Annotated in this window: 14 protein-coding genes; 4 read left to right on the top strand and 10 right to left on the bottom strand. The window is 47.8% G+C overall.

All coding sequences use genetic code 11. From position 1 onward, the window contains the following. The first annotated feature begins 100 nt into the window (after positions 1-100). From BBG47_RS25420 to BBG47_RS25415, 3 genes are all read left to right on the top strand, one after another. A complete protein-coding gene (locus tag BBG47_RS25420; protein WP_175400639.1) occupies positions 101-412 on the top strand; it encodes a hypothetical protein in 312 nt (103 codons plus the stop codon). 400 nt (positions 413-812) lie between these two features. Beyond that, positions 813-974 carry a hypothetical protein gene (locus tag BBG47_RS29590; RefSeq protein ID WP_175400638.1) on the top strand — a complete coding sequence of 54 codons (162 nt, stop codon included), beginning with the start codon at positions 813-815 and terminating at the stop codon, positions 972-974. Then, entirely contained in the window at positions 971-2,518 is a 1,548-nt protein-coding gene (locus BBG47_RS25415; protein WP_065294062.1) for a recombinase family protein, read from the top strand. The genes BBG47_RS29590 and BBG47_RS25415 overlap by 4 nt, the downstream gene beginning before the upstream one ends. A gap of 2 nt (positions 2,519-2,520) precedes the next feature. Here BBG47_RS25415 and rlmD read toward each other — a convergent pair whose 3' ends face one another. The 4 genes from rlmD to BBG47_RS25395 form a co-directional block, all read right to left on the bottom strand. Further along, positions 2,521-4,062 (bottom strand): 23S rRNA (uracil(1939)-C(5))-methyltransferase RlmD, encoded by a 1,542-nt coding sequence (gene rlmD / locus BBG47_RS25410; protein WP_065294061.1) that lies wholly within the window; start codon positions 4,060-4,062, stop codon positions 2,521-2,523. Positions 4,063-4,663: 601 nt separating this feature from the next. Beyond that, positions 4,664-5,566 (bottom strand): diacylglycerol kinase, encoded by a 903-nt coding sequence (locus BBG47_RS25405; protein ID WP_065294065.1) that lies wholly within the window; start codon positions 5,564-5,566, stop codon positions 4,664-4,666. 418 nt (positions 5,567-5,984) lie between these two features. Next, entirely contained in the window at positions 5,985-7,130 is a 1,146-nt protein-coding gene (locus BBG47_RS25400; protein ID WP_065294060.1) for a sirohydrochlorin chelatase, read from the bottom strand. A 4-nt stretch (positions 7,131-7,134) separates the two neighbouring features. Continuing rightward, a complete protein-coding gene (locus BBG47_RS25395) occupies positions 7,135-7,425 on the bottom strand; it encodes a YerC/YecD family TrpR-related protein (protein WP_021254972.1) in 291 nt (96 codons plus the stop codon). Positions 7,426-7,705: 280 nt separating this feature from the next. On the opposite strand from BBG47_RS25395, the gene BBG47_RS25390 reads away from it, so the two are divergent. Then, the gene (locus BBG47_RS25390; RefSeq protein ID WP_083189603.1) at positions 7,706-8,248 is read left to right on the top strand and encodes a hypothetical protein; all 543 of its coding nucleotides are present in this window, start codon (positions 7,706-7,708) and stop codon (positions 8,246-8,248) included. Positions 8,249-8,307: 59 nt separating this feature from the next. Here BBG47_RS25390 and BBG47_RS25385 read toward each other — a convergent pair whose 3' ends face one another. The 6 genes from BBG47_RS25385 to BBG47_RS25360 all read right to left on the bottom strand — a co-directional run bounded on the left by BBG47_RS25385 (position 8,308) and on the right by BBG47_RS25360 (position 13,243). Beyond that, positions 8,308-9,306, bottom strand: coding sequence for an inorganic phosphate transporter (locus BBG47_RS25385; RefSeq protein ID WP_065294059.1), 999 nt, complete (start codon positions 9,304-9,306; stop codon positions 8,308-8,310). A 105-nt stretch (positions 9,307-9,411) separates the two neighbouring features. Then, positions 9,412-10,023: a DUF47 domain-containing protein gene (locus BBG47_RS25380; protein ID WP_021254975.1), complete on the bottom strand. Its 612-nt coding sequence runs from the start codon at positions 10,021-10,023 to the stop codon at positions 9,412-9,414. A 457-nt stretch (positions 10,024-10,480) separates the two neighbouring features. Further along, positions 10,481-11,311, bottom strand: coding sequence for an alpha/beta hydrolase family protein (locus tag BBG47_RS25375; protein ID WP_065294058.1), 831 nt, complete (start codon positions 11,309-11,311; stop codon positions 10,481-10,483). Positions 11,312-11,489: 178 nt separating this feature from the next. Then, the gene (locus BBG47_RS25370) at positions 11,490-11,735 is read right to left on the bottom strand and encodes a hypothetical protein (RefSeq protein ID WP_065294057.1); all 246 of its coding nucleotides are present in this window, start codon (positions 11,733-11,735) and stop codon (positions 11,490-11,492) included. 68 nt (positions 11,736-11,803) lie between these two features. Then, positions 11,804-12,382 carry a TetR/AcrR family transcriptional regulator gene (locus BBG47_RS25365; protein WP_021254978.1) on the bottom strand — a complete coding sequence of 193 codons (579 nt, stop codon included), beginning with the start codon at positions 12,380-12,382 and terminating at the stop codon, positions 11,804-11,806. 69 nt (positions 12,383-12,451) lie between these two features. Then, positions 12,452-13,243 (bottom strand): ABC transporter permease subunit, encoded by a 792-nt coding sequence (locus BBG47_RS25360; protein WP_065294056.1) that lies wholly within the window; start codon positions 13,241-13,243, stop codon positions 12,452-12,454. Positions 13,244-13,333: the final 90 nt, after the last annotated feature.

Here is a 13,333-nt window from a genome sequence, read left to right as displayed (position 1 = left end):
TCTGTCCAACTAAGTGTAGCCGATCTAGTATATCAAAATGGTACTTAAAAGGGGTGATGGGAAATTAGATGCTACACTTAACGGATTGGAAAAGAAGGGGTTGATTAGGCGGTTAAAGTTCGAAGGAAAAAGAAATCGTTATCTATTAAACAATTTAGATAACGTTCCTTGTATAGCGTTGAGTGAAGCTACCTATTACTTCAAAAAACTTGCTGAGGAACAAGGCGTTGAGGTATGGGGCACTATCCGTAAGGTAATTAAAAGCGAGCAATATTCTAACTTTAAAGATTCATTCACAAGTGAAACTGTTAAGGAATATCTAAGGTTCTTACAAGAGCGTGTAAAAATTGAGAAAGGTGACGTTGTAGAAATTGCTGAAATTAAGGAGAAGGAAAAAAAGCTCCCATTTTAGCCACCGTACAAGCCCTGCCATAGTGCAGGGCTTTCTTGCTCTGTTTTGGAAGAGCTGTACCCGATTATAGAAGGTTTGCTCTGCTATATAGTAAGTACACCGCCTCTTTAATAGAGTAGGTACTTTCAGATTAGAGCAAGCACTTAGAATCCGACAGACAATACATATTTAGTTAATAAAGAGCTATAGAACAAGACTTAGAGATAGAAAATTAGAATACATTCCCCGATTTGACGGTCAATATTTATTGTATTAAAACACAACATATCTATTCCCGCTTTCGTACCTCCAAATTTAAAGGCGGCGCTGTTGGGTCATAGCAACATGACCCTTCTTTTTTGGTTCGCATCTTTTTAAATACATGGAGCGACCACTGATAGTAAGGGAGATGATTATTATTATGAACATCGAGAGAAGATTTACTGGAACAACTAACATAGAGGACATTTTACTATCAATTATCAGTGGTCAAATTGACAAAATAATAACAATTCCATACGATGAGATTAGAGCAAATGCTATTCCTTCTGAAACGGAAACAGAAGGGATGGTAAGTAAATGAGAGTTGCAATTTATGCCCGTGTAAGCACTAAAAAAGACGCACAAAAGAACAGCCTTGAAAATCAGATTTCTTATGCTTCAACCCTAGCCGCACAAAACGGTTGGACGATATCTAGTCAATACATTGATGATGGTATCAGTGGGGCGACTAGAGATAAACGAGAAGCAATTCAGCGTTTACTGGAAGATTCAAAAAGGAAAAAATTTGACATTGTTATTGCTAAGTCAGTATCTAGGCTAGGTAGGAATACTGTAGAAAATTTACAGACCGCCCATGCGATTGAGTCAATGGATATTCGCTTAATTTTACCTGAAGATAATTATGATACTGAAACGAGCACCAGTAAACTAATGTTCAACTTGAAGGCTGTGCTTGCAGAGGAAGAAAGTGCAAAACTTTCAGAACGAATAAAGATTGGATTACGTGCAAGTGCAAGGGAAGGAGTTTACAAGGCTTCTCTTCCTGCATTTGGTTACAAGCGTGATAATAAGAAGCTAGTACTTGATGAAAACTACGCTCCTATAGTTAGGGAAATTTTTGACCTTTATCTGTATCAAGATTGGGGTATGTACAAAATCAGTAACTACTTCATAAGCAAAGGTATCGCGACTCCAAGAACTGTATCAGGCGGCGGGAATGCAGGAACATTATGGAATCAAAGTTCAATAAGCGTTATTTTAAAAAACATCATCTACACAGGTACGCTTGCGCTCCATCGTGAAGAAACAAGGGATTTTATTTCAAAGAAACGCAAACAAGTTCAACGTACTGAACAAATTGTACATGAAAACGTTCATCCTGCCATAATCACGATGGATGAACACATAGCAGTATTGGAAAAGATGAAGAAAAAAGGCAGAAATAATAGTAACGGGAACGAAAGTTTATTTGCTCATATCGCTGTGTGTGCTGATTGCGGCAAAGGGATGACCTTCCGTAAAGACAGGAGAAAAGATAGCGGCGGGGCTTATGTGTGCGTAGGCTATGTAAAGCACTCAGCATCATTTTGTTCCTCACATATCATTGGATACAACAATTTAATGCAAGCGATCAAAGATGACCTTAAGGAACTGATTGCCGATAACGTCAAACTAGAAAAACTCTACGGGGCGGCAAACAGCAAAGCTAACGAACAACAATCTAAGAATACAAAAGAACTAGCAAGCGTCACGAAACGCCTTAATCAGCTTAACAAGGAGTTTCAAACACTATTACAACTTTACTCAGACAAGGATATTGGCATTGTACAATTCAAAGCTCAGAACGAGCATATCCAAGAGGAACAATATAGACTAACCACTCGAAAGGCAGAGCTTGAATTACTACTTGAAGAAAAGAAAGACACGGAAGAACAACTCCGTGCCTTTCAGAAACAAATTACCCGCTTCTCTAAACTTGATATTGATAATCAGGAAGTCATGAAGCAGGTTCTTCAAAGACTTATACAAAAAATCGAAGTCAATGAAGATGGTTCAATCAAAGTCATACATTACAACATATCCCGTCCTCAATCCGTAAGGACGTTGGAACAAAAAGGGGCTTAGGATTACTCCTGCCCCTTCCATTTTAGTAACACTGTACACTCCACATGCGTAGTCTGCGGGAACATGTCCACCGGCTGTACCTCAACGACGCGGTAGCCTCCACCCGCCAGCACTTGCAAATCGCGAGCCAGCGTCGACGGATTGCAGGACACGTATACGATGCGCTCTGGTTGCATGGCGAGCATCGTGTCGAGCAATGCAGGATCGCAACCCTTGCGCGGCGGATCGACGACGATGACATCAGGCGTCACACCCTGCTCCTTCCAGCGAGGAATAACGTCTTCTGCTGCGCCAACGGCGAATTCTGCGTTTGTCACGCCATTCAGTTCTGCATTGCGGCGCGCATCGGCGATCGCTTCCTCAACGATCTCGACGCCGAGTACCCGCTTCGCGCGCCGTGCAAGGAACAGCGAGATCGTCCCGATGCCGCAATACGCATCAATGACCGTCTCTTCCCCTGTCAGGCCAGCATATTCTACAGCCTTTTCATACAGCACTTCCGTCTGCACCGGATTTACTTGGTAGAAGGAACGCGCGGAGATTTTGAACGCGATATCTCCGATATAATCCGTAATATATTCTGAACCCCACAATACGCGGGTCTTATCTCCCATAATAACGTTCGTGCGCTTCGTATTCATGCTCTGGCAGACGCTCTTCAACTGCGGCAAAGCCTCAGCAAGCTCCGCTACGATCTTCTCCTGATGCGGCAGCTTGTCCCCATTCGTCACGAAGGTGATCATCAGCTCATTCGTACGGAACCCGACACGCATCATCACATGGCGCAGTAAGCCTGTATGCTGCTCCTCATTGTACGGCTCAATGCCGTATTTCCGTACAACTTGCTTCACCGCACGCATCGCGTCGTCGTTCATTTCATGCTGAATCAGGCTCGTATCCGTATCGATGATCCGATGGCTCGCCTTCGCAAAGTAACCACCGATTAGCTCGCCTGTGCGCTCATTTTTGCCGATCGGCATTTGGCTCTTGTTACGATAGCGCCAAGGCTGCTCCATTCCGATCGTGGGCCATACCTTGATCGGCTGCTCCTGCACAGCATTTTCAGTTGCAGCTGCTTCGCCTTCCGCTTGCTCCACTTGGAACTTCCCGATGCGCTCTAGTACGTCCACGACATGCTGCCGCTTCCATACCAGCTGCTCACTGTACGCCATATGCTGCAACTGACAGCCGCCGTATGCATTTACCGGATGCTCCAACTTCACGCGATGTGGGCTGTCTACAAGACGCTCCAGCACCTTTGCATATCCGTACTGTTTCTTCACCTTCAGCACAAGCGCACGCACTTGCTCACCCGGCAATGCCCCTTGTACGAACAGCGTGAAACCGTCTGCACGACCGACTCCTTCTCCATCATGCGTCAAACCAATAATATCCATTACAACCTCATCGTTTTTCTGTACCGGGGCATTATGCACGCGTGCATGTGCCGCGCGTCCACCTACCGCTTCTTGTGAACGCGTCGCAGATGCAGACTGTCCTCCATTTCGACGCCCCGGCCGCTTGCTTAGCTTGTTTCCTTTCACCCTGATGCCCTCCTGTCATGTGTTAACAAATCCATCTATTTTGAATGCCATCCATTGCATTGCTTGTCTACCATCATGTTCATGCTCACTCTTCTGTCAGGAACCATAGATACATGAGATATCTTCCTCAATGATCGCAAGCAGTCTGACACGATACAAATAACGTCGAACGACTCTGCATCCTTACGCAGCCTCGAAAACGTCATCCTCATGGTATCCAGCTGTTCCGCATGTTGAGCATGGCATCATCATACCATAATCCACCCGCCAACAAGAAGACCCGGCGCCTTCACGCCTGCACAAGCTCTAATTACCTTTTTCCTAACGACAAAGAATCCCATTATCCGATCAAACAGCATTTTAGCATTATACATTTATCTTATCTGCATTTCAGTTTAGCATTTAGCCTTCTGCCTTCTGCCTTCTGCCTTCTGCCCCTAATTATCGCTGTTCCCCTCACCACAGCAATTACAATAAAACGGCTTGACCCGCGCCCTCTACGACAGCAAGTCAAGCCGAACGTCCACCATCTGATCGTGGAACGATATCATTCTATTTTCCATTGCCATAACAGCTCGGTACATACGCACTTCTCTCCATCTTACAAAGCCTCTGGATCATCTGCGAAAATGCGCAAATGAGAAGGCAGCACCCTGAACGTCGCTGGCAATAAACCGCCGAATTCTCCGTCTAGATTAAGCTGAACTGCATCCGGCGATGTAACCGTAACTCGTTTCGTCTGCTTATGAATGACGAGCGGATCATTAATATGCTCTCCCCGAAGAGCCATACTAGCTACCCGAACGAACTCTACAAGATTGCAGCGTTTTAGCATAATGACATCGAATAAACCGTCATCAATTCGCGCCTCAGGCGCCAACTTCTCGAAGCCGCCAACCGAGTTCGTATTCGTAATCAAGAACAGCATGAATTCCTCATGATAGACGCCGTGGCCTTCCAGCTCAATACGCAGCTCCGTCGGACGCAGGCGGGTCATCTTCTCCAGGCCCTTCATATAATAAGCGAGCTGCCCGATAATCGTCTTCAGCTTGCTTGGCACCTCATACGTCAATTCCGTCAAAGAACCGCCGCCTGCAATATTAATGAAGTACTTCTCATTCGACTGCCCAAGGTCAATAACCCGAGTTGTCTGACGCGTAATAATTGAGCAAGCATCCTCCCAATTGCGAGGAATTCCCAAGGCCCGTGCGAAGTCATTCGTCGTCCCAAGCGGAATAATGCCAAGTGGAGGCCGTTCCGGCTTGTCCGCCATCCCATTAATGACCTCATTGAGCGTACCATCGCCACCAGCTGCGATAATCATATCATAGCCGTTATCAATTGCTTCTGCCGCACTAGCCGTTGCATCTCCTTCGCCTTCCGTCGCATGCGTCGTCGTCTCGATGCCGGCAGCATCCAGCATATGCAATATATCCGCCAGCCGCTTCCTGCCTTCCTCCCGGCCAGATGTCGGATTATAAATAAGCCTAGCTCTCTTTACCATGAATGTTTCACCCATTTACAATCTATTCACGTTCAACCGATTTCACAACCTTCTTCGCGAAGGCTTAGCCGCCAGCAACATTTCGCCATATCGTCCAGTTCTAGTCACTTTGCCTCAAACAGCAAAACAACCTGTGTTATGAACCATACTACCATAGTAAGCTTCTTCATATCCACATCATGCCTTATTGGAGACATCCTAACTTCACAGCAGCCCTGCGGACAGTTATAAAAACTCCGAACCACCAACATATATTCTTATGTATTAAGATGCATCGTGGCATTCTTTCTGCATTCTCACGCAATTCCATCTGCATCGTCACATCATACAATCTATTCTTCTCATGATAACACAATCGTTCCTCAAAATGTTCGAAACTGACGGGATAATCGCCCTAGCAACTTCCGTCAGCAGACTTTCAAACGATCCCAATCCCGGCACCAACTATTGAGATACATTCCCCTTCATCCTTCATCATAGCCAGTAAACGAACCGCTTCCTGCTGCAGCCATCTATTCAAGGCGGAGTGCGGCAGCAGCGCTTCGCCATCATACATGGCAGACACATCACCAAGCCGCTGTGGAATCACATGAGAAGTGAAATAACCTCGACTGAGGAACACAGGAACGACGGCAACACGGCGTTCAACAGTCTGTTCTCCGCACGAGCGCCCTCCACCATCATGACCATCGAAGACATCCATACCGCCGAACGAGTCTAGGGGAACAGTCAATTGTTCCGCCCTGCCGCTCCAGACGATTTCATCTTGACCGAGCGTCAATACGCTCTGTAAACGGCTCACCGCCTCCGCAATATCTTCACAGCAGAGCAAGGCATGTGAGGCTCCTGCACACGCGCCATGCAGCACAAGCTTCCGCTCCAGTTGCCGTAAGCTCTCATGCCAACGTGAAGCAAAAGGCTCGTATCGACTGCCGTGCGCAACGAGCAGTACTGCATCCGAGTCTGGTCGTACCCCGAGTCCACGCAGCCGCCCCTCCACCATTTGAAGGAGAACATCCTCCTGACTGCCCTTGTTGTCCACATCTGCATTCGAATAGCATCGAACAGGCTCTTCCGACAATTCCAAGTAAGAGCCAACTTCAATCCCATCTCCACATTGCTCAATATGAGCAGAGGTGGAAGATGAGACAGTATGCCCGTTGTCTTCAATTCCTTCGCCTAGCATAGCTGTCGCACACGCTTGCAACGGGACAACATTCCCTCCGTCAAGCGGACGGCCATAATAGACGCGAGCTTGCACTCGGAATGGCTCCAAGTCCGTCTCACAGAGCGGAGCAGGCTTAGCGCCAAGCGCATATGCTATCTCATCGGCATGCGTACTACCCGCAGACACGAACAAGGGGATGACCCCAATATGGTTCACCCCTTGCGCTTCCAATGTATTAATGCCGTATTGTATATCTTGTTCTGGTACACATTCCAAGTAAGAGGAGACGACAGCAACCCCATCAGGCCAATCCGTCTGTGCGATGGCTTCCTCTACCAGTGTAACCCAGGATTCATCTCTTGAACCGTGGCTGATGATAAGCAGTCCCGGCTTCATCAGATTATTTACCTAAGCGTTCTAATGCCATTTTATAACCATCATTGCCGTAGTTCAAACAACGCTTCACGCGGGAAATCGTGGCTGTACTTGCTCCGGTCTCCGCTTCAATCTGATTGTACGTACAGCCCTTGCCCAACATGCGAGCAACCTCCAACCGCTGGGATAAGGATTGAATCTCATTTACCGTGCACAGATCATCAAAGAAAATATAACACTCTTCCACTGATTTCAGCGTCATAACCGCCTCAAACAGCTGGTCGACTGACTTATCGTTCAATTTTTTCAATTGCAACCTTATCCACCCCTACATCAATGCTTGTTACCCTCATTGTACTTCCTTTGACATACCTTTTCAAGCATTACAGTTGTCATGCGTTAGTGAATTACTGTGAAAATAGAGCGCTTCCATAAAAGATTGGGCGTCCGTCTACGGGCGATCGTCCAATCGAGTTGTTCGCCTATCACATACAGTATATTATCCCATACCAATGCAGAAAGCACTAGAGAATGTTGATTGGAGTACGTTAAGACTATGCAAACCTGCCATACTTATACAAAAAGGTCGTGATGAGATGAACAACCCTCGCCAATATGAGAGGGCTCCTTTACCGTCGCAGCTGATGACCGTCCCCAGTCTTCCCAAGCAAAAGGAAAACAAGGCGCATATCCGCAGCTTCAGCCCTGAACCTACGCCCTTCCTTCCGTCATTCACTCCACCATCACCGTTAGAGACAACAACAGCCATCGTTCCATTTAGCCAAGCAGCCGAATCGCCAATTGCCACGGTTGTTGAGGAGACCACTGCCAAGAAAAGCGGCTTCTCGATCGGTGACATCAAGCAAGTCATTGATCGCATGGGCGGAATTGAAGGCATCGTCGAGACAGTAGGCAAAGTGCAGAAAGTGATGAACAGTGTTTCCCAAATTGCCCCCGTCGCCAAGCTGCTCATGGGCACACTCCTTCCAGGCAAAAAGAAAGACGGAGAAGACGGTGACGAAGATGATCATTGGACGAAAAATCCGCGGAGGCGCCGCCGCAAGCGTACAACAGGAAAAGGGAAATCGCCGATTCCAAGTAAGCAGCGCCGTCGCACCTCCAAGACGCGTCGCCGGTAATTACACGCAGCAAAAGAGCCGACTCCTCCATAGAGAGAGCCGGCTCTGTGTGCTTCTATTTAAAAGAATAGATCGATGAACTTGAAAATAATCATCGCAAGTACCGCGCAAATCGGAATCGTAATGAACCAAGTCACTACAATACGACCTGCTACGCCCCACTTCACCGCCGAGAAACGCTTGGCGGAGCCTACCCCCAAGATCGCGGAGGTAATAGCATGCGTAGTGCTAATAGGCAAATGCGTCAGCGTTGCCGACATAATAACCGAGGCTGCAGACAAGTCTGCGGCAAAGCCGTTAATCGGTTCGATTTTGAAAATTTTCGTTCCCATCGTTTTAATGATCTTCCAGCCGCCAATCGAAGTACCAAGTGCCATTGCTGTCGCAGCAGCAAGCTTAACCCACAGCTGTACTTCCATTTCGGTCTGCAGTTGTGCAGTGACGAGTGCAAATGTAATAATCCCCATTGCCTTCTGCGCGTCATTCGTACCATGTGTGAAGGATTGCAGAGCAGCCGTAATAATTTGACAGGTTCGGAACCCTTTATTAACGGTATGTGGACTATGGTTACCAAATATCCATTTTAAGATTGTCATCACAACATAACCGACAGCGAAAGCAATAATTGGCGAAATAATAAGACCGAGAACGATGTTTTTAAATCCGCCCATGTTCAAATAATCTGATCCGGCACCGATGAATACTGCCCCTGCCAATGCGCCAATGAGCGCATGAGAGGAAGATGACGGAATCCCGAACCACCAAGTGACTAAGTTCCATATTATGGCCGCGATCAGCGTCGCCATGACGATTTCAAGACCATTCTCCAGCTTCGCTGGATCAGCAATACTGCCGCCTATCGTCTTGGCAACCCCTGTAAAGGTCAGCGCCCCGGCAAAATTCATCACAGCTGCCATCAAAATGGCAACACGCGGCGGGAGCGCCCTCGTTGACACCGACGTAGCGATCGCATTCGCCGTATCGTGGAAGCCGTTAATAAAGTCAAAGGCAAGCGCCAAGAAAATAACGACGCCCACGATAATCATCGTAATATCCATATTCATTATCTATGTGATTGCACAGCACTAATTAACATCTGTCCGCGCAATCCCTACCTCCTTCGTACACTAGGGCTGGCTTATCTTATGTGTTACGACAAGATATTAGGAATTTCGCATGACGATCGTTTCAAGCTGCTTCGCCACATCCTCACAGCTGTCGGTCGTCTGTTCAAGACGCTCGTATACGTCTTTGCGTTTGATCAATTCGATTGGATCCTTTACTTCTGCGAACAAGGCACGAACCCCACGGCGGTAAATGTCGTCTGCGGAATTTTCCAGCTCATTGACACGTATGTTATGCTCGCGGATAGCAAGCAGTTTTTTCTGTGACAACAGTTTAATTGCCTTCTGTATTTCATATGCACTGCGCTTGATAACATCGGCGAACAATACCACGATTTCATCACGTTCAATCATTTGGTACATGTCGAAACGCGAAGCGCTGGCCTCCATCCCATCAAGAACATCGTCGAGTGCAGTCGTAAGTGCCATAATGTCCTCGCGCTCAATCGGCGTAATGAATGTTTTATTAAGCTCTGTCAAGATCGTATGTACATAGACGTCACATTTGCTTTCCAGATCCTTCATTTCCTTCGTAAACGCCAAGACATCCGTCAAATCTTCTACGCCTTGTGCGAACGTTTCTGCCGCTAGAACGAGCGTATCCGCCATGTTTTGCAGCGTTTCGAAAAACACGTCCCTTTTCTTGAACATTCCCGAGATCTCCTTTGCAACAAAAATTGCATGTGATGTAATCTTCTAAACCTTACATATCTTATCATAGGATACGGTGGTTTTGTAAAGAAATCGTAAACCAAACGTGAGCAAATGTCGAAACTTCAGCCCTATTCACCGCCAGAAATTCTCCCTTATTCGACAATTTTCGCTGTTTTTCATAAAAAGTACAGCAAAATACCGTTCTCACGCCGTTTTTCGCTCATCATCCAATGTTTCCCACGTTGAAATGTTGGATATGCCATAGACATGGGCTAGCAATCATGCTGCGCCCACCATACGGTATAGTTTCCTCCTTTTTCTGCAAAGACATACATAAGATCGGCATATGCTCGTATTCACTCCAAATCAAAAAAGACGAAGCTGCTAAGCCTTCCGGCTGCCACTTCGTCTCACATTTATAGTTGGATTATCTCACAACCACACCATCATCAAGCTATATACTCCAGTTCGCCCATTCTTCCTGCCGCTTCTCCCACCGCTTCAACCATTGAAGCGTACAGGTGAACAGCTTCTCCCGATGCGTGCCATCCGAATACGTATGATCGGCTTGGAACACAATTTCCTTATCACATTGACCGTCGCTGCGCAGCCAGAACACCTTCTGGAACAGGAAGCTGTAATCCGCCGGTATGACATCATCACTTGTGCCGTGTACAAGCAGTACATCGCCATTGAACTTGCGTGCCTCTTGCAGCGGCTGATGAACACCCAACGCATTGAAGTAAGCAGGCGTGAAGGAATATCCTAGGTAATCGGCGGATCCTCTTGTCATTGCCGTATCGTACTGCTCTCGCCCAACTATCCGCACAATATCATTGAATGGGTAGGCTACAGGCGACCAGAGGACAAGCCGCTTAATGCGCTGATCGCGCACAGCGGTCAATATTGCAATCGCTCCACCCAAGCTGTGGCCGATCAGCGTTACCCGCTGCGGGTCGACATCACCGCAGCCGAGCGCATAGTCGAGTACTGACTGCGTCTGACTTATCATGTCATCTAGACCAGTATACCCGTAATCGCCCGTGCTCTCGCCGCATCCGGCGAAGTCGAAGCGCACAACGATGTGCCCTTCCCCTGCCAGTCTGCGCGCTGCATTCACGAATAAACGGTCAACACCGATTCGGCTGCCGACGAAGCCGTGGCAAATAATCGTTACAGGGGCGCGCCGCTTCACACCACGTTCAAATGGAGCTCGCTCCTCTGGATAATGAATCGTCGCCGCCAACCGTTCTTCTTGCCATCGAATATCAATATGTCGCTCCATCTTACACTCCCCTGCCTTCTACATCACTCAGGTGCGTGCAGTGCACCCGGCAATCTATATCATATAATTCCGATTAATATACTATGTTTTAAATTGAGTGTACTCCTCTATCCGATTGCTGTCAAGAGTTCAGACAAGAAAAAAACCGCAACACCGCGCAGCGGTATTACGGTTTTGATTAGTAATACAGTCCGTACGAACGCTGCAGCATCTGATGCGTCTCCAGCGTCCCATCCGTCATCCCAGCCTGTAAATGCGAGGCAGCCTGATCATAATCGTCTGTGTCCGCAGAGTCATCCGTCAAGGATGACTTGCTAGCTAAATGTGACTCTTCAACCGCGGACGCTTCGCTTGGCCCCCTCGAATGCTCCTGATTGAGATACAGCTGTGTTAGCTCTTGTTCTGAATCGCTCTTCCCTTTCATCCTTGTCACCCTCCTGCCGTATGTCATGATTGGCCTATACGACATTATTATGGTGTGTAAGGAGAATTTTATACGCCGTTAGAAGGACGTTCAGACAGAATGCCATGACAGAGCATCGTCGTGATCTGGTCAGACAATGTGCGTACGTTCATCCGCTCATCCAAATTGCCTGGCTGGAGGAAGAACTGCTTCATCGACACGAGATAACGCACGATCAAATGCGGAGAAAGCTCTTTGCGAATCTCTCCCCTCTGCTGCCCCCGGAAGATCGCCCCTTCAAACTCCGGGATGACGTGCTCCTCTTGATAGGCCATCATTTTTGCGAACAGATTTGGATAGTACTGCGTTAAATCGGTAACGAACGTTAAAGATATCCGATCAAAGGGCTGGTATTTTAGCAAAAGGTCGAATAGTTCATACATATCCTTCGCTTCTTCCATCACACGCAGCAAAAATTGATGGCTCTCCTGCACCATCCGATCCGTAATAGCCTCAAGCAGCCCTTCCTTACTTTGAAAATATTTATATATCGTCATCTTCGCAACGGGAACCGCTTCCGCAATCTGCTCCATACTCGTCTCTTGGATGCCCCGTTCGAAAAACAACCGCTGTCCGACATCCATAATTGCGATCGCTTTACTGTTCAACTGGCGTAAGATCCCCTTTCCGTGCGGACAAGGTTCTGCCGCCTATGCCGTCAAGAGAGGGACTGCATCTTACAGATCCCGCTTCGTCAGCACAAGCCAGCCGAAGAGCAGCCCGCCTGCATATATCCCTATCGTAATGAATACACCCTCCCAAGGCAAGCTGCCAGCGTCGAATAAATCTTTGCCATTGAATACCGTGAACAAGCTGATGTCAGACATCCAGGCTAACGACTTCTCCATACCGGAGAGCAGATGAAATAGGAACGATAAGATGACGATTCCAATACTAAGCGACATTCCTGTTCGCTCGGAAGTGACGAAGACCGTCATCACATATCCGATTCCGGCAAATGCCAGCGCCGCCAGAAGGCCCGCGATCGAGTAGGTGAGCAGCAGCCCTGCATCCGCCACGGTACTGAACAGGTGCCCGAACCATACCGTCACCCCATAACTGACCGCTGCAATCAAGAAGAAGGCAAGAAGATGCGCGCAGGCTTTTCCGAGGAACAGCTGCCCACGAGATGCTGGCAGGGTGAACATGAAATCCACTGTCCCTCGATCCCTCTCCCTCGCCACCGTGGAAGCCGCCCACATCGCAGCGAATATGCCTAACAGCATCATGTAGAACACAAGCGGCTCGCCCGCCATCCAGCCCTCGAAGCTGCCGAACATCTCGACATGCATACCGAACCCTTCCAGTAAGGCAGGAGGGAACTGCTTCAAGGCGTCCAACAGCGATGTATTGCTCGTGTACATGTCACCGAGTCCAGCGAACATCATCTGGAACACAATAATGATGCCTGCCCATATGAAAAAGCTGCGACGATTCGTTCTCCATTCATAACGAAACACCTGCCACATTACGCTTCTCCCCCTTCGCTCTCAGAACGCTCACGTGATTGCCCAGCTTGCGTTGGCTGTTCTACTGCACCTTCCCGCGAATGTCCAGCC

The sequence above is a fragment of the Paenibacillus sp. KS1 genome, from assembly GCF_001680695.1.
Lineage (GTDB): Bacteria > Bacillota > Bacilli > Paenibacillales > Paenibacillaceae > Paenibacillus_B > Paenibacillus_B suaedae.
The sequence above is the reverse complement of the archived record's forward strand: the minus strand, read 5'-3'. Positions and strand labels throughout refer to the sequence as shown.